The organism is Bacillota bacterium (genome assembly GCA_040754315.1).
In the GTDB taxonomy this organism is placed as follows: Bacteria; Bacillota; Sulfobacillia; order DUSP01; family JBFMCS01; genus JBFMCS01.
This window is the reverse complement of record JBFMCS010000041.1, coordinates 72517-88384: the sequence shown is the minus strand read 5'-3', so window position 1 is coordinate 88384 and position 15868 is coordinate 72517. Positions and strand designations below refer to the sequence as shown.

Here is a 15868-nt window from a genome sequence, read left to right as displayed (position 1 = left end):
GGCAAAAGGAGGGGTGTCGATGAAGGCTACAGGCATCGTAAGGCGCATTGACGATCTCGGAAGAGTGGTAATCCCCAAGGAAATCCGGCGGACCCTGCGCATTCGCGAGGGAGATCCCTTGGAGATATTCGTGGATCGTGATGGGGAAGTCATTCTCAAGAAGTACTCACCCATCGGGGAACTGGGGGATTTCGCCAAGGAGTATGCCGACTCCCTCTATGAGGCCATTGGCCACATTGCCCTGATAGCCGACCGCGATACGATCATCGCTGTGTCTGGCGGGCCCAAAAAAGAGTTTCTCAACAAACCCGTGGGCGCCCTGCTTGAAAGGGCCATGGAAGAACGCAAGACGTTGATGGTGAGCAAGGCAGGGGCAGAACGGCAGTTCAAGGGTGCCTTGTTGGGGGATGACGAGGAGGAAACCCGGTTCACTGCCTGGGTAGTTGCCCCCATCATATCCGAGGGGGATCCCATTGGGGCGGTTATCATCTGCTCCAAGGAACCCGCGGTGGAACTGGGAGATCTGGAGCTCAAACTCGCGGAGACCGCCGCTGGCTTCCTAGCCAAGCAAATGGAACAATAGATTGCCAAAGACAGGCATGGAGGGGCACTTGATGCTCCTCCTTTCTTTTTCCCCTTGTCTCCCAGGTCTGCTATAATGGTGGGGAGATTGGCTTGGCCCGAGCGGAGGCGGATTGGTGTGGGAGCCGGAGACAAGCGGGACTCATTCATTCGTGGCGCGCTCATTCTAAGCGTGGCTCATCTACTTACCAGAGTGCTTGGCGCGGTGTACAGGATCCCCCTGTACCGCTTGATCGGCGGCGAAGGGATGGGGCTGGTGCAGATGGCCTACCCCATCTACACCACCCTCCTTGCCCTGTCTACCATAGGGATACCTATCGCCATCTCCAAGATGGTCGCTGAGAACCTTGCTGTTAAGAACAGGTCCGGCGCCTACCGCGTATTCTACCTCTCCCTGGCCATCCTGGCTGCATCTGGGTTCTTGTTCTCCCTCCTCCTGTTCTTCGGGGCCCAGCACTTCGCCAAGACCGTGACCCAGGACCCTCGTTCTGCACTGGCCTTAGCCGCGATAGCCCCCGCCGTGTTCCTGGTAACGGTGACTTCTGCCTTTCGCGGGTTCTTCCAGGGTCACCTTCGAATGGCTCCCACGGCCGTGTCTCAGGTGCTAGAGCAACTTGTCCGCGTGGGGACGATGTTCGTCCTGGCCTACCTCCTGATGCCACGAGGGCTGGAGTATGCTGCTGCCGGAGCAACCTTTGGGGCTGTGAGCGGAGCCCTGGTTGCCCTGGGCTACCTCACAGTGCTGTTCATCATTGGCAGGGGCGCGGAGAATCCAACCCGCCGTCGCCCGTGGAGGGTACCCGAGGGCAACCTCCAAACGGTCAAGCGCATCGTTGGCTTGGCAGTACCCATTTCCCTGGCGGGCATGGTCCTGCCCCTCATACTCCTCGTTGACATGCTGGTGGTGCCTCGCCAGCTGCAGGCTGCTGGAGTGGGCATGGCCGAGGCTACGGCGCTCTACGGCCAGCTCAGCGGCGGGGCCATGCCCTTGGTCAACCTGCCGACCGTGTTCACCGTGGCCCTGGCAACAAGCTTGGTGCCAGCAATAGCTGGGGCCTCCGCGCTGGGCCAGACCGAACAGATAAGGAGTAAGGTGACCACGGCACTCAGGCTGACCACGGTCATCTCCCTGCCGTCAGCCGCAGGCCTGTACATCCTGGCAAGGGAGATCTGTGCCTTTCTATATGCCGCGCCAGAGGTTGGGGTTCCTCTGAAGTCCTTGGCGTTTCTCGTACTCTTCCTAGGCTTCCAGCAGACCAGCGCAGCTGTGCTCCAGGCTCTGGGACTCACCATCATACCCGTTAGACACCTGGTCCTGGGTGCCATCCTCAAACTGGCCCTGACATGGTACCTTACGCCAGTTATTGGGATTCAGGGAGCAGGCCTGGCCAGCGTAGCGGGTTTCCTTCTTGCTGCTCTCATGGATTTCCTGGTGATCAGGCGTATTCTGGCAGTCTCGCTGCCGGTACTTGGCGTCCTGGTGAAGCCCCTAGCTGCCACGTTGCTCATGGGCTTGGCTGTTAAGGCCTCGTACTCGGAGCTCCTGGTCGTGACAGGTTCAAACGGCCTGTCAGTCCTGGGATCAGTAAGCATCGGGATGCTGGGCTATGGTTTTCTCATGATACTCATGGGTGGGATCACGGCCCGTGATGTGAGTCTCATTCCCCGGGTGGGGCCGGGCCTTGCGAGGATGCTAGGCCGGCTTCCCACGTGGCGCGAGGAGAGGTAGGGCGTGGGGGCAGGTACGATTCACCTGGTGGGTCTCGGAATAACGGATTCTGCGAGGGGAGCTCTGGAGGCACTCTCTCTGGCCGCGTTGGTGGCGAGGACCCGGAGGCACCCAGGCATAACTTACCAGGGGGATGGTCCCCCTGCTGTTGATGTTGAGGGGATCCTGGAGGGTTCGTCCTTTGATTTCGGGTGCCATCACCTGGCTTCCCTACTGGAAGCCGCTGCTCTGCAAGGGCCCGTAGCCTACGTTACACCGGGGGATACTGGGGATGACCCCCACGCGATATGGGTAACCGGCTACCTCAGTGAACGGGGTTTCCAAATTGTCCAGCACAGAAGCCACAGCATCATTAGCATGGTGCTTGGCCTAATGAGCTTCCCTGATGGGTTCAAGGTAGCCTATCCTTGGTCGCAGGGCCTAGCCCCTTCACCTGAGGGCCTCATCGTTCTGGGAGCCTACGGGACCGTGGGGCTCAAACGGGCCATTGACAAGATCCGTTACGGGACCGGTGGCGCCAGCTTGGTCCATGACTGGAAGACTCCTGAGGTCCTCCGCCTTCCGGCGGGTGCGGGCGTACTGCCTCCCCACCCCATAGCCCTCCTCGTCCCTGAAGGCCTGCACTCGCCCAAGGGGGCACTTGAACCACTAGTGGGGGTGGTAGCCCGGCTGAGAGAGGCAGGCGGGTGTCCCTGGGACCGGGAGCAAACCCATCACTCGCTTAGGCCTTATGCGGTGGAAGAGGCATACGAGGTAGTGGAGGCTGTGGATGCCGGGGATATGAATAAACTCTGCGAGGAATTGGGAGACTTGTTACTGCAGGTCGTGCTCCATGCCAGGATAGCCCAGGAATCCGAGGCGTTTGACATCGACGATGTGGTCCGTGGTGTCTGCGAAAAGATGGTGAGGAGGCACCCGCACGTCTTCGCGGATGCCACTGCGAAGACTTCTGCAGATGTCATCTGGTACTGGCAAGACATCAAAAGGAAAGAGAAGGGCGAGCCGGACCACGAGTCCATGCTATCCGATCCGCCCCGGAGCTGGCCTGCCTTGCTGATGGCACAGAAGGTGCAGCGCACCGTAGCGGAGATCGGTTTCGACTGGGACAGGATCGGCGATGTAATGGAAAAGGCGAAGGAAGAGATCCGCGAGCTGGAGGAGGCCCGGGGTCTTTCCCAGGAGAAGGTTGAGGAGGAAATGGGCGATGTCTTGTTTTCCATGGTGAACCTGTCCAGGTTCCTGGGGGTGAACCCAGAGATGGCGCTGGCCAGGGCGGTGCGACGGTTCTGCAGCCGATTTCGATGCATGGAGACCCTGGCGGCGAAAACTGGCGCAGACCTGCGAGGCATGAGCTTGTCCGAGATGGACAGGCTCTGGGAAGAATGCAAGGCCGAGGAAGCCCCGTGATGGTTAGGGCTCGGCCCAGGTTAGCGGTCAAGGCGATCACGGTATGTTCCAGGGGAGGTATGGCCAGTGAACAAGGCGGATTTGGTCGCCGTAGTCGCCCAGAAGGCAGGTATTACCAAACGGGATGCCGAGAAATCGGTGAACGCCGTGGTTGAGAGTATCCAGGAGGCGCTTAGCGGGGGAGACAAGGTTTCCCTGGTGGGGTTCGGGACCTTCTGGGTGAGACCCAGGGAGGCCAGGAAGGGAAGGAATCCCAGGACGGGCGAGGAAATCGAGATTGAAGCCCGCAACGTTCCCGCATTCAAGGCGGGCAAGATGCTAAAAGACTCGGTGGAATAGAGACAGCAAGATGCGGGGGAAGAGTCCTGAGACTTGATAAGTTTCTCAAGGTAAGCCGCCTCATCAAGAGGAGGACGGTTGCCAAGGACTTCTGCGACCAAGGGAAAGTGAAGGTAAACGGCAGAGCGGCCAAGCCATCTTTGGAGGTCAAGACCGGAGACGTGGTGGAGTTCCGGATGGGACCGCGCCACGTTAAGGTTGAAGTGTTGGTCTCCGGCGAGGGCCCGGTGCCGAGGGATGCGACTGAGGCTTACAGGACCCTCGAATAAGATACCGCACAGAGATGGCCGCGCTCGCGGCCATCATGGTTTTTCTCCCGCCTGTGACACGACGGGTTGGCTAAGGGCCGGAATATCACGCCTTCCACGGAATAACAATGAACAAAGTACCACGTCCAGGGAGGGGATCCCATGGAAGACCGCGATATAAGCAACTTCGATCACCAGGTGACCATTACCAATCGGGAACACGTAGTCATAAAGGGCGTCCTGAATGTTGAGAGCTTCGATGATCAAGAGGTCATACTGGAAACCGAAATGGGGGCTCTAACCCTGAGAGGTGAAGATCTCCAGATCAGACAGCTAAGCCTGGAGGAAGGGGATTTCGCTGTGGAGGGCATGTTAAATGCCCTGCAGTACCTGCCGGGGTCGCGGGCGAGAGCCAAGGGCAAGAAGAACTTCATCGACAGGCTCTTCCGGTAGCCGCGGTTCTTGATGCCAGGGAGCCCGGTTAACGCCGGGCCCTTTTCACGTAGAATACACCCTGTTTGCAGGTTCTTCAGCCACCCATTGGAGCGCCGGGACACAACATGGGGGTGCTGCACCCACATGGACGGGAGGGGTATCCCTTGTATCCGGTGGAGGTTCAACTCTACGTGTTCTGTGTGACGATACTGGCGGGTATGGTCACCGGGTTCCTCTTCGACGTCTTCAGGGCGTTGCGGGGGATCGTCCGCCCGCGACGGCTCCTGGGGGATGCCGGGGACATTGCTTTCTGGGTCCTCACCACATTTCTGATATCAACGGCCCTGTTGTTTGGAAACTGGGGGGAAGTCCGACTCTACGTATTCACTGGCCTCATCCTGGGTTTCTTGATTTACCGGTGGCTGGCAAGCAACGTGGTGGTGTGCGCCTTCAGGCGCATCTTCTACGCCATGTGCCTGGTTAGACGCAGGGCAAGCCAGGCCCTGCGCAGGGCGCGAAAGAGCAAGCCCACACAGGAAGGGGCGAACCCATAATAACCGGTATGTCCACACCTGTGGCTGTTTACCTTTGCAGTCCTAATGATCTAGCAGACGGCAAGAAGGAATCGCGGGTTCCACGGAGAATGTGTATGCACTATGTATCACTTATGTACTAGTTTTGTGGATAAGGGCTGTGAGGGGCATTGCAGATAGAGATACGAGGCGCGGAGCGCTTGAGTTACAGGGAGAAGCAGGTGACGGTACTTAAGGAAATGGGGTTCTCCACCGAGGAGATTGCCGGCAGGCTGAACCTGTCCAGCGGAACCGTCGCCACTCTCTATGGAAGAGCAAGGGCCAAGGGGTACCAGGTGGTCATCGTGGTTGCTGGCGACCCGCTGGCGATTTTCGGCAGTGAATCCGACGCTGGAGAAGAGGGGACAAGAAGTGAAGGCTGAAGCCGTGATCCGCCTCAAGGCACGGGACAAGCGATTGCCATCCGCCATAGGCCGCGTGGCAAAGAAGGTGTTCCTGATGCTTGTGACAGTGTACACCTTGGTCCTGTTCACTGGGCAAGCGGTGAAGTTCTTCAGCCTCAGGGCTGAGGTAGCCCAGTTCGAGGAGCAGATTCGCTTCCACAGCGTGAATAATGAGATCCTGCGCCAGAGGGTCGAAGCGATGCAAGGCGATGCCTACATTGAGCAGATGGCCCGAGAGCAACTGGGGCTCATCAAGCCCGGAGAACTCTTGTACATGGCGGTTGAGGGTTCCTTTGACTCCGAAGACTAGGAGCATCCGGCACATCACTATCACATCCGTTGACATGGACTTCAGCCATGGACTATAATTAACCTGCGCTAAGCGCTTACGAAAGGAGAAACAGGAGGAATTTCTGGCTGATGGCCATTGCGGTTGGAGACATCGTAGAAGGGGTAGTAACCGGGATCACTCATTTTGGCGCATTTGTTCAACTCCCTGATGGGCGTACTGGCCTTGTTCACATTTCCGAGGTCGCGGACGCTTACGTGAAGGACATTAAGGATTACCTTAAGGAGAAGGACACTGTTACCGTAAAGGTTCTCTCCATGGATGACCGGGGCAAAGTAGCTCTTTCCATCAAACAAGTCCAGTCGCTGAAAAAGGTTAGGGGGCACGGCCGAGATCCGTCTTTTGAGGAGAAGCTGGCCCGCTTTCTCAAGGAAAGCGATGAGAGGCTTCAGGATCTTAAGAAGAATACCGAATCGAAGCGGGGAGGTCGCGGAGCGGGCCGCCCTATGTAGTAAGTGCCGGGGTGGCGGAACTGGCAGACGCAAGGGACTTAAAATCCTTTGGGCGATAGCCCGTGCGGGTTCAACTCCCGCTCCCGGCACCAGTATAGCGGGCAATAGATGAAGGACCTTTCTTGGGTGAAGGGTCCGTCTTAGTATGGTTGGTGCCTGATCGTGTGTGGGTGCCATTCTTGTTTAGAGGGGTATTCCATCTTTCGCGGCCGGGAAGAACGTGCGACGCGATGCTCGATAAGTAAGGCATTACACCACAGCGCCGGGCGGTGAACAAGGGAAAGACTGGTATCTACCATCTTGGGAGGTAACACCTAATCGCACGAGGGGAATACTCCGCTTGCTTGTGTCAATAGGGAAAGTCACCTCTACCGGAGCCGGTGGACCCCAGCCAGTATCTCCGTCTGAAGGTCTGTAAAGGCAGGGTGATGATGAACCACATGGTGGTGAAAACGCCTGCTACTGCTACGCCTAGCAGCCGGAGAGGACGGAGAAGGAGCCAGGCGATGGGGTACAGAAGAAGAGCCAGCAACGCTAAGGGCTAGCTCACAGCCATTAGGATCAACTATAACAGGAAAGCAACCACAGGGATGCCCCCACTCAACTGCGGGATTTCGGACAATGTGATTGCGGCACGGGCCTCGGGCCCTTTAGGCCTGCTCGGTGAGATAAATGACTGTGGAGGGAGCCATGTATCACCTGACCGTACAGCAGTACCTGGTGAGCCGCCTGCCATGGATGCTAGATGATCTTTGTGCCTTTGTGGAGATGGACTCACCCTCCAACGACAAGAAGACCCTGGACCTGTTTTCCACTTACCTTGAGCGGCGGTTTCGTGAAGAACTGGGGTGCAGGACCACCATATTCCCAGGATCGGAGACTGGCAACCACCTGAGGGTATCCTGGGGTAAGGGCACGGAAAGGACCCTAATCCTATGTCACATGGATACAGTGTGGCCGGTGGGAGAGGCAGAACGCAGACCCTTCCGGGTCCATGACGGCCGGGCCTACGGTCCGGGGGTACTCGACATGAAGGGCGGCATAGTAATCGGCTTTCACGCATTGAAAGTCTTGAGGGACCTGGGACTTCACCCCTGCCGTGAAGTGGTCGTGCTCCTGACCTCCGATGAAGAGGTGGGCAGTAATTCCTCTAAGGACTTGATAGAGAGCGAAGCCCAGGCCAGCAGTGCTGTCCTGGTCCTTGAGCCAGCGGTGTCCCCCTCTGGGGCACTCAAGACTTGGCGCAAGGGCATCGGCCGTTTCGTCTTGGAGGTCATAGGGCGGGCATCACATGCAGGGGCTGATCCCGGGTCTGGCGTAGATGCAGTCCAGGAGATAAGCCACCAGATTACGAGCCTGTATCATATTGGTCAAGACCTTCCTGGTGTTACGGTAAATGTGGGAATAGTCGAGGGTGGCACCAGGCCAAACGTAGTAGCTGCCTACGCCAAGGCCGAGATTGACGTTAGGATAATGACACTGGCACAGGGAGAGAAAATGCTAAGACGCATACGAGGGTTGAAGCCCGTGAACCCTCAAGCCGAGATCAGGGTGACAGGAGACATCAACCGGCTCCCCATGGAAAGGTCTCCGGGTACCGTGTTCCTTTACCAGAAGGCGAGGTCACTGGCAAAAACAATCGGTCTAGATGTTTTGGAGGACGGTTCTGGCGGTTGCAGTGATGGAAACATCACTTCGGTGCTGGGTGTGCCGACCTTGGATGGCCTGGGGGCGGTGGGAGGTGGCGGTCATTCCCTGGACGAGTATGTGCTAATCGACAAATTGCCCGAGAGGGCGGCTCTCCTTGTATTGATGCTGCTTAGCCCGTAAAGTAGGGGCGCACTTGGCGTAGTTCTCTGGTCTTGACCCTCATGGCTCATATGGTATAATGATGAGGCGCAAAGAATACCGCGGGGTGGAGCAGCTGGTAGCTCGTCGGGCTCATAACCCGGAGGTCGTGGGTTCAAATCCTACCCCCGCAACCAAGGCGGCGTAGCTCAGGTGGTCAGAGCATACGGTTCATACCCGTAGAGTCGCTGGTTCGAATCCAGCCGCCGCTACCAACGAAGATTAACGCTTTAGGGTGGGCCATTAGCTCAGTTGGTAGAGCACCCGACTCTTAATCGGGTTGTCGAGGGTTCGAAGCCTTCATGGCCCACCAAGTTCTGGCCCCATGGTCAAGTGGTCAAGACACCGCTCTTTCAAGGCGGTAACAGGGGTTCGACTCCCCTTGGGGCCACCAAATCATTCACCATCTATTGATAAGAAGTACTTTATCAGCAGGTGGTTTTTATTTTGTCTGAAAGTGCAGCAGTTAAGCAAAGGCGGTAACCGGCCCGCCATTTTTGCCACGTCGTGTAATTTATTGGGGTCAAGGCGCATCTTGGTTTGATAGGCGGGAGTGACGATAAGGTCTTAAGCCTCGATGTCTCCCGTTGTCGAGCCGCAGGATCCGGGCACTGGAAAACGGACAACCAGGGGAGGATAATCATATGAGGAAGTCTCTCGGGAACCCAAACCGTTGAGGCGTCGTCAGTGCGATGGAACCGAGGGAACGGAGGGATGAATGGTGCGAATGCAGTTTGTTGTCCTAATTGTGACAAGTATGGTTATCCTAGCAGGATGCGGAGGTGCGACTCTTCAGCCACAGCCTACCACTGATGAGGCCACCCCACATACCGAGGTTACCCTATACTTCGGAGATCAGCAGGCCACAGGGCTTGTGGCTGAAGTCCGGGAAATCAACGTGCCCGAAGGATCCAACCTTTACGCTTTGACCCTCCAGGCTCTTGCGGAGGGATCTATGCGCTCGGACCTTGCCCGGGTACTGCCAGAAGGCACTAAGATCCTGGGTGTTGAGGTAGAAGATGGCGTGGCCTACGCCGATTTCTCCCGGGAACTCCAGTCCGGTCACTGGGGGGGCTCCGCCGGCGAGACCATTACGGTCTTTGCCATCGTCAATACCCTGACAGAATTCGATGAAGTCAAGAGGGTTGCGATCCTCATTGAAGGCACTCCCCTTGACAGCCTGGCTGGCCACATGGACATGACCGAACCCCTATCCCGGGCGGAGGACCTGATCATCGACTAGAAAGGCGGCGACAAGGGTCAAGGTATTCTCTCGGGAGGAGCCTGGAGCCAGATCCGCGAAATAGGGAACTGGCTGTCATGGCTCACCCAGCATGCTGAGGGCACAGCACCCTTCCCTGTGCACTCCCGGGCAGGGTGCTGTGTATTTGTGGTGCTCTTGCTCTCATCATCGAGAGTTAAGCGCTGAGCCATGGGGCTTGGAGCATTCGCGAAAAGGGGATGCTGTGATGCATCTTGAACGCCACATGGCTGCGCTCCTCATATTCAACTTCTGGAACGCTCTGATGCTGTTGATGTTCCGGCCTCTTGTACCCCTTTACCTAGACTGCCTGGGGATCGAGCCTTTTACGATGGGCGTAGTCCTCTCTGCCTACTCCCTGGTTCCCGCAGTGATCTCCCTGTGGGTTTCCTGGATCGTCTCCCGCCTTACCCTGAGGCGCTGGTCGTACCTGCTCATCGTGCTTACCTTCAGCGGGTGCATGCTGTTCTACCTCTCGGGCAACATCGGCATTCTGTTCGCCGGACAGCTGCTGGTAGGCCTTGCCCAGATTCTCCTAGTCCTGGGCAGCCAGTCGTACATATCATGCTCATGCAGTGATAAGTCCCTCACCTGGGGGTTCTCCCTCCTCGTAGCATCGTACGGCGCCGCCGGTATCATTGGTCCCACGGTAGGAGGGTTCCTGGCTCAGCAGTTTGACTATCGCCAAGCCTTCCTGGTCATCGGGGTTTCCTCCATTGTTGGGGTGTTCTTCTCGGGGCTCCTTGCCCGGGAGTACATAACGAAAACCAAGCGGGTGCCTATCGATCGACTCCACGTCCACCATATCTTCGAATCCGGTCGCTACAAGCTCTCCCTTATGCTCACCGTAGCTGCCCTGTGCATACTCACTCTTTTCAATTCCTTCTTCCCCCTCTACCTGCGGCAGATGGGCTTGGAGCCGTTCTCCATAGGGTTTTTGCTGTCCCTCAGGGGTGTCGGGGAACTCCTGGCCCCTCCCTTGCTGCGGGCACTGGAAAGAAAACTCCGCAGGGCTCGCCTGCTGCAGGCCACCCTGGTTGCTGAGATAGGGTTGGTTGCTATGATGCCTCTTCTGCAATCGGCGCTCCTGCTGGGTGTCGGGTCTGCAATGGTGGGCGGGGCTTTCGGTATTCTCACCGCAATGAGCCTGGCGCTGGCCACCGAAGATACGGAACGCGAGACCCGTGCGATGGCTTTAGGGCTCCGCTTCACCTTCAACCGTATAACGGATACTCTTGGGCCCATTGTCTTCGGAGCCGCGGCTGTGGTATGGGGGTACGCGGCTCCCTTCTACGTGGTCGTGTTCTACCTGGTGTTGGCCCTGGTGTCTGTAAAGGTGCACTTCAGGGCCAGCAAACTTTCTGGGGAGGCGGGAACGGGCTAGCGGAACGGGGGCACAAAGATGCTGTGGCCATATCACATTATTTACATCTGCCGTAGGATAAACTAGGATACACGTTGAAGTGAATCCTGGGGAGCGAACAAAGCATGGGTGTTGACAAGAAACGACCGGTATACTCCATAGGTGTCGCCTCAGATCTCGTGGGTGTCAAACCCTACACCCTCAGATACTACGAGCAAATGGGCCTAATAGGGCCGTTTCGCACGCCCGGGAATACCCGCCTTTACTCCGAGTACGATGTGGAGGTATGCCAGTACATCCGCTACCTCATTGAAGACGAGGGTGTCAATGTGGCGGGAGTGAGGATAATCCTCACCATTAAGAAGGTGTGACCACCACACCTGCCCTCCCCGGAAACTCCCTAACCAGCGCCAATGGCACATGCGACGCAGGTGCCATTCTGAGAGAGTGGATTCCACCGGGTCCCGCGATGCCGGGGGGCATGGCCGTGTCTTGCGGGACTAGCAGGGAGTCAGGCCTTGCAGCCTTTTTTGGATCCGCCCGATTTTGCCGGTTTGGGTTTAGCGGTGCTCTTTTTAGTCTTCTCAGCCTTGGCCATGCGAACCATCCTTTCCGGGCCTGCCCCCCACATCGATTGTAGCATGGGTTTGGCCCCCTGTCTTCAGGTTTTTTCTAGCCTGGATCGCCTGCATCATGCCTGCTCAATGCGGGCATGCCGGCTCCTACAACAGGCTGCTCTTAGGAAAGTCCAGATGGAAATCCAGGGCACCCTCTCCCTGGCGGAGAGGGCGCCCTCCAAAAACCGATTTGCCGCAAGTTATCCAGTGTCCTTTAGTCTCCTGGCGAGATTCCTCCCGTACTCCCTGCTCCGTTCCAGCTCATCCTCCGTGGGAACCCACTTGAAGCGCAAGCCCGGCTCTGCTATGGTAACTCCTGCCGATGCCAGTCTCTCCTCGATGTTCTTTATGGACTCCCCGCTCCAACCGTAGGATCCGAAAGCCGCCCCAAGCTTGGCCTTAGGCCTGAGCCCCTTGAGGTCGTCCAGTAAAGGACCCACTGTTGCCAGGAAGTCCTTGTTGATGGTAGGGGAGCCCACTACCACCATCCTGGCGTCCAGTATCTCCTTGATGATGTCATTCCGGTCAGATGAGGAAATAGCGTACAACTTGGCCTCAACGCCTTCATCCACGAACCCCTGTAGAATTGCATAACCCATCTTGGCTGTGCTCTCCCACATGGTATCGTAGGCGATGACCGCTTTTTCCCGCGTATCACCTCGGGCCCAGGATGCGTAGGCTCGAATTATACGGGAGGGATCCTTCCTCCAGATGATACCGTGACTCGGCCCGATCATCTTGATAGGTATTCCCATGGCTGTTACTTCCTCGAGCTTCTTGAGGACCAGGTCACTGAAGGGGGTGAGTATGTTGGCGTAGTACTTCGCGGCCTCCACCATGACCTCTTCCATGCTAACCTCGTCATCGAACCTGAAAGCCGTGGCTATGTGCTGCCCGAAGGCATCGTTGGGCAGCAGGATGGCATCCTCATTCACGTACGTGAACATGCTGTCAGGCCAGTGAAGCATCGGGGCCTCCACGAAGGTCAGGCTTCTCCGGCCCAGGCTGACCTGAGTCCCTGTCTTCACCACCTGGTAGTCCCAGTCCCCGAAGTAGTGCTTCCTTAGTCCTTCCTCCCCCTTCTTGCTGCAGAACACCTTGGCGCCGGGGTTAAGTGCCATGATGGCTGGCAGCCCCCCCGAATGATCGGTCTCCACGTGATTGGAGACCACGTAGTCAATCTTCGACGGATCCGTGATCTCCGCTATGTTTTTCAGGAGAACATCGGAGAACGGACCATACACCGTGTCCACCAGGGTCACCTTGTCATCGATGATGAGGTAGCTGTTGTAGGTGGTGCCCTTGTGAGTGGAATAGGCGGGTCCGTGGAAGTGACGGATGTTCCAGTCCATTGCTCCTACCCAGTAGATGTTTTCCGCTATCTGTACTGCTCCCATATATAATTCCCCCCATTGATAACTTAGTTGGTTATATTCTTCTACATCCCTCCCGGGATTCCTCCTAAGAGATGCCCCTTGACCCAATAGCCGCATATTCCCAGCCGGAGATCTTAAATACCTGTCCTGGTGGGATCTCCCCTGGAACCACCACCGTGAAGAATCTGCCTGTGCCAATCATACGTGCCCCCTCGACGGTGCCTCCGTGTGCCTCAATGGTGGCGAAGGGGAAGAACATGATCTTAGGTTCAAGGACCGCTATTGCAGTCTCCAGGGTCGAAAGAGTATCCCGCGCCCCACCTGGTCACCACGAACGGAGGCTAGGACAAGTCCCCCTCGATCTTCTTGCGAAGCCTTCCCACGCACACGTCCACTGTCCAGGTACGGTGCCTATTGCTGCCAGGGGCGTGAAGGTATGTAGGGCCGCTCAAGGCCATTGCCATCAAGAAGCTCACTATTATTATGGCAAAGGGTATCATGTAGTGACGTCTCGATATTGGCTTGTCCTTCACTGAAGAGGGTGCCAAGAACCCGCGCATCATGTCGAAGGTTTATTGAGCTTGTCCCCTCAGGGCGACAGAATCCCCTCCTTGAAATGATCTAGAATGAACGAAATGGGCCAGCAGGAAGGCGGGTGTGTTTCCTGAGATGGCTCGAGCCAGGCTGCCAGCCTTCGCCATCACCAGGGGACGCTGGGTTAGGCAGGGGAGATTTCGCGGCATCGTGGGGAAGGCCCGGAGGCATGGTCTGGACTTTCTCCGGAGGTGGGGCATCCCGTTTACCATGGGCCTCCTAGTATCCAGGGCTCAGGTGATGGGTGTGATGAGCCCCTTCTCCGTCGCCCTCTTCATGGCTACCCGGAAGACCCGGGGTTATCACCCACTGCCTGTGGCGGCAGGGATCATCGCTGGCGCAGCCAGCCAGCTCGACGTGAGGCTTGTGGTCACCGTGCTCTTAGGTATTGTGGCGGTTCAAGTATTTTCCGCCAATGTGAGGGGGTCGCCCTCACCTCCCATCTTGGGCGTGGCCACCTTCTTAATCGTGCTGGGTACTAGGGCGCCCTGGGTGTTCCTGGCCCCGGAGGGACCCTCTGAGTGGGTCAACCTGGGTTTTGAGGCGGTCATCGCTGCCGTGACCTGCATGGTGCTGGCCGAGGTCCTGCCAGTGATGACTGGCACTTCCCGGGCAGGGGCCAGGCAAAACGGTGAGTTCGCGCTGCAGGTGGGCTTGGTTGGTCTTGGAGCCATCGCCTTCATGGGCCTCAGGGGGCTTGTGCTTGGCCTCCTGGACCTTCAAGCCATCCTCAGCAGGGTGCTTACCTTAGCCTTCTGCCTGGCTGGGTTCCCGGGAATGGGAGCTGCAGCGGGAGTAACCGCGGGTGCCTTGACGGTCCTAGGAGGATCACGAGGGATCGAGACTGTGGCTCTCCACGGGGTGCCCGGGCTCATAGCCGGTGTTCTTAGGCTGTGGGGGCCGCAGGCGTGTGTGTGGGGCTATGTGGCTGGCGCCCTCCTGATAGGGTTTTCGCTGGACTCACCAAACTTTACAGTGCTGCTGGCTGAGACGATGGCTACCTCCACTTTCGTGGCGGTGATCCCGGGCAAGTGGTGGCGGGTCGCCAGCCAGGTTATGACTCCAAATCCAGCCCGTGAGGACACAATGGCGCGGGAAATGGCGGCTGACAGGCTTGAAGATCTGGCCAAGGCCTTCACTGAGGTCTCCGCGAGTTTCCAGGAGGTCTCTCCCGGCTGCTGGGAGGAAGAGGACACGGGTCTCACTCACCTCCTTTCGGGCTTGGTGACCAGGGTATGTGGCTCCTGCGGCAGCTACAGGCGGTGCTGGGAAAGGGATTTTCACGCTACGCACAAGGAGATCATGGGGCTGTTTACCCAGATGGGTTCGACGGGGCGAGTTGACCCTGATGAAGTGCCAGTGTCCCTGCGTTCCCGGTGTGACCACCTGGTGAACCTGACTCAGGCGGCGAAAGAACTACATGAGATCCACCAGCTGAACCGTTTCTGGCAGCGAAGAATGGCCGAGAGCAGGGAACTGGTATCCGGGCAGATCCAGGGGATAACCAAGATCCTTGAGGACCTGGCCAGGCAGGTCAAAAATGGGAACCTGCGCCCGCAGGCCGGGCAGTTGCCCGAGCGCTTCCTCTCATATGAAGTAGGTGTGGCCAGGAAACCCACAGAGGGTCAGGTGTCGGGGGACCACTACCTGGCCAGAGAACTGGAGGCAGAGAGACTCCTCCTGGTCCTGAGCGACGGCATGGGTGTAGGGGATCGCGCTGCCCGGGAGAGCAAGGCAGCTGTGGGCCTCCTGGAAAGGCTGCTGGCATCCGGGTTCGACCGCGACCTCGCGCTGCGAACGGTCAACTCCATACTGCTGTTGCGTTCCCCCGAGGAGGTGTTCGCCACAGTAGATATGGTCCTGGTGAGTCTTGGGGACGGTTCCGCGGACTTCTTGAAGGTAGGAGCGTGCCCCAGCTTTCTGGTGAGGCGCGGGAAGGTAAAGACCATCAGGGGCCAAGGTCTCCCCCTGGGTATTCTCAGCGATGTCATGGCGGAGCCGGCGTGTGAGAGGATAGCCCCTGGCGATATCCTGGTTATGACCACCGATGGCCTGCTAGAGGCTGCTCCGGCCAAAGCCGAAGGCTGGATTGCCGGGTTTCTCGAACAGTGCGTGGGGTTCCGGGCCGCGGACCTGGCAGAGGCCGTGGTCCGGGCTGCGGCAAAACGGATGGACCCCGCCAGAGCCGATGATATTACAGTGCTGGTCACTCGGTTCATGGTGGATGACTCATAGGTCTTGCCTCTCCCAACCCCTGCTTTGTGTGGCGAAAGCCACACACTTTTTTTGTTG

General features: G+C 57.8%; 17 protein-coding genes and 5 tRNA genes. 20 read left to right on the top strand and 2 right to left on the bottom strand.

From position 1 onward, the window contains the following. Window positions 1-19: 19 nt before the first annotated feature. The 19 genes from spoVT to AB1576_08370 all read left to right on the top strand — a co-directional run bounded on the left by spoVT (window position 20) and on the right by AB1576_08370 (window position 11360). Window positions 20-583, top strand: a complete 564-nt coding sequence (gene spoVT, locus AB1576_08460) for a stage V sporulation protein T (GenBank protein ID MEW6081788.1) — start codon at window positions 20-22, stop codon at window positions 581-583. A gap of 117 nt (window positions 584-700) precedes the next feature. Next, window positions 701-2311: a polysaccharide biosynthesis protein gene (locus AB1576_08455; protein MEW6081787.1), complete on the top strand. Its 1611-nt coding sequence runs from the start codon at window positions 701-703 to the stop codon at window positions 2309-2311. Between the two features lie 3 nt (window positions 2312-2314). Further along, entirely contained in the window at window positions 2315-3718 is a 1404-nt protein-coding gene (mazG, locus tag AB1576_08450) for a nucleoside triphosphate pyrophosphohydrolase (GenBank protein MEW6081786.1), read from the top strand. A gap of 66 nt (window positions 3719-3784) precedes the next feature. Continuing rightward, complete coding sequence (locus AB1576_08445; GenBank protein ID MEW6081785.1) at window positions 3785-4057, top strand: HU family DNA-binding protein; 273 nt, start codon at window positions 3785-3787, stop codon at window positions 4055-4057. 26 nt (window positions 4058-4083) lie between these two features. Next, complete coding sequence (locus AB1576_08440; GenBank protein ID MEW6081784.1) at window positions 4084-4326, top strand: RNA-binding S4 domain-containing protein; 243 nt, start codon at window positions 4084-4086, stop codon at window positions 4324-4326. 141 nt (window positions 4327-4467) lie between these two features. Beyond that, the gene (yabP, locus tag AB1576_08435) at window positions 4468-4758 is read left to right on the top strand and encodes a sporulation protein YabP (GenBank protein ID MEW6081783.1); all 291 of its coding nucleotides are present in this window, start codon (window positions 4468-4470) and stop codon (window positions 4756-4758) included. 155 nt (window positions 4759-4913) lie between these two features. Further along, window positions 4914-5294, top strand: a complete 381-nt coding sequence (gene yabQ, locus AB1576_08430; protein MEW6081782.1) for a spore cortex biosynthesis protein YabQ — start codon at window positions 4914-4916, stop codon at window positions 5292-5294. Between the two features lie 149 nt (window positions 5295-5443). Continuing rightward, complete coding sequence (locus tag AB1576_08425) at window positions 5444-5695, top strand: sigma-70 region 4 domain-containing protein (GenBank protein ID MEW6081781.1); 252 nt, start codon at window positions 5444-5446, stop codon at window positions 5693-5695. Further along, the gene (locus AB1576_08420; GenBank protein ID MEW6081780.1) at window positions 5685-6026 is read left to right on the top strand and encodes a septum formation initiator family protein; all 342 of its coding nucleotides are present in this window, start codon (window positions 5685-5687) and stop codon (window positions 6024-6026) included. Before AB1576_08425 ends, AB1576_08420 begins: the two co-directional genes overlap by 11 nt. A 110-nt stretch (window positions 6027-6136) precedes the next feature. Then, window positions 6137-6517, top strand: a complete 381-nt coding sequence (locus AB1576_08415) for a S1 RNA-binding domain-containing protein (protein ID MEW6081779.1) — start codon at window positions 6137-6139, stop codon at window positions 6515-6517. A gap of 5 nt (window positions 6518-6522) precedes the next feature. Then, window positions 6523-6609 (top strand) — tRNA-Leu (locus AB1576_08410). 598 nt (window positions 6610-7207) lie between these two features. Beyond that, complete coding sequence (locus tag AB1576_08405; protein ID MEW6081778.1) at window positions 7208-8347, top strand: M20 family metallopeptidase; 1140 nt, start codon at window positions 7208-7210, stop codon at window positions 8345-8347. A gap of 79 nt (window positions 8348-8426) precedes the next feature. Further along, window positions 8427-8502 (top strand) — tRNA-Met (locus AB1576_08400). 1 nt (window position 8503) lies between these two features. Then, a tRNA-Met gene (locus tag AB1576_08395) sits at window positions 8504-8580 on the top strand. 22 nt (window positions 8581-8602) lie between these two features. Beyond that, window positions 8603-8678: transfer RNA gene (locus AB1576_08390), tRNA-Lys, on the top strand. Window positions 8679-8684: 6 nt separating this feature from the next. Further along, window positions 8685-8759, top strand: a tRNA-Glu gene (locus tag AB1576_08385). A gap of 333 nt (window positions 8760-9092) precedes the next feature. Continuing rightward, the gene (locus AB1576_08380; GenBank protein ID MEW6081777.1) at window positions 9093-9608 is read left to right on the top strand and encodes a GerMN domain-containing protein; all 516 of its coding nucleotides are present in this window, start codon (window positions 9093-9095) and stop codon (window positions 9606-9608) included. A gap of 226 nt (window positions 9609-9834) precedes the next feature. Then, window positions 9835-11010, top strand: coding sequence for an MFS transporter (locus AB1576_08375; protein MEW6081776.1), 1176 nt, complete (start codon window positions 9835-9837; stop codon window positions 11008-11010). A gap of 104 nt (window positions 11011-11114) precedes the next feature. Beyond that, window positions 11115-11360 carry a MerR family transcriptional regulator gene (locus AB1576_08370; protein ID MEW6081775.1) on the top strand — a complete coding sequence of 82 codons (246 nt, stop codon included), beginning with the start codon at window positions 11115-11117 and terminating at the stop codon, window positions 11358-11360. Between the two features lie 446 nt (window positions 11361-11806). Here the strand turns inward: AB1576_08370 and AB1576_08365 are convergent, their stop codons facing one another. Next, on the bottom strand, window positions 11807-13003 hold the full coding sequence (locus AB1576_08365; GenBank protein ID MEW6081774.1) for a flavodoxin domain-containing protein: 1197 nt from the start codon (window positions 13001-13003) through the stop codon (window positions 11807-11809). A 320-nt stretch (window positions 13004-13323) separates the two neighbouring features. Continuing rightward, window positions 13324-13530 carry a hypothetical protein gene (locus AB1576_08360; protein MEW6081773.1) on the bottom strand — a complete coding sequence of 69 codons (207 nt, stop codon included), beginning with the start codon at window positions 13528-13530 and terminating at the stop codon, window positions 13324-13326. Window positions 13531-13639: 109 nt separating this feature from the next. Here AB1576_08360 and AB1576_08355 point away from each other — a divergent pair, with 109 nt between their 5' ends. Then, window positions 13640-15811 (top strand): SpoIIE family protein phosphatase, encoded by a 2172-nt coding sequence (locus tag AB1576_08355; protein ID MEW6081772.1) that lies wholly within the window; start codon window positions 13640-13642, stop codon window positions 15809-15811. The last annotated feature ends 57 nt before the right edge of the window (window positions 15812-15868 follow it).

Bases quoted from the DNA above. Each gene is read 5' to 3' on its own strand.
- AB1576_08405 (MEW6081778.1), top strand. From the start codon at position 7,208: ATGTATCACCTGACCGTACAGCAGTACCTGGTGAGCCGCCTGCCATGG.
- AB1576_08365 (MEW6081774.1), bottom strand. From the start codon at position 13,003: ATGGGAGCAGTACAGATAGCGGAAAACATCTACTGGGTAGGAGCAATG.
- yabP (MEW6081783.1), top strand. From the start codon at position 4,468: ATGGAAGACCGCGATATAAGCAACTTCGATCACCAGGTGACCATTACC.
- AB1576_08370 (MEW6081775.1), top strand. From the start codon at position 11,115: ATGGGTGTTGACAAGAAACGACCGGTATACTCCATAGGTGTCGCCTCA.
- AB1576_08415 (MEW6081779.1), top strand. From the start codon at position 6,137: ATGGCCATTGCGGTTGGAGACATCGTAGAAGGGGTAGTAACCGGGATC.
- AB1576_08375 (MEW6081776.1), top strand. From the start codon at position 9,835: ATGCATCTTGAACGCCACATGGCTGCGCTCCTCATATTCAACTTCTGG.
- AB1576_08380 (MEW6081777.1), top strand. From the start codon at position 9,093: ATGCAGTTTGTTGTCCTAATTGTGACAAGTATGGTTATCCTAGCAGGA.
- spoVT (MEW6081788.1), top strand. From the start codon at position 20: ATGAAGGCTACAGGCATCGTAAGGCGCATTGACGATCTCGGAAGAGTG.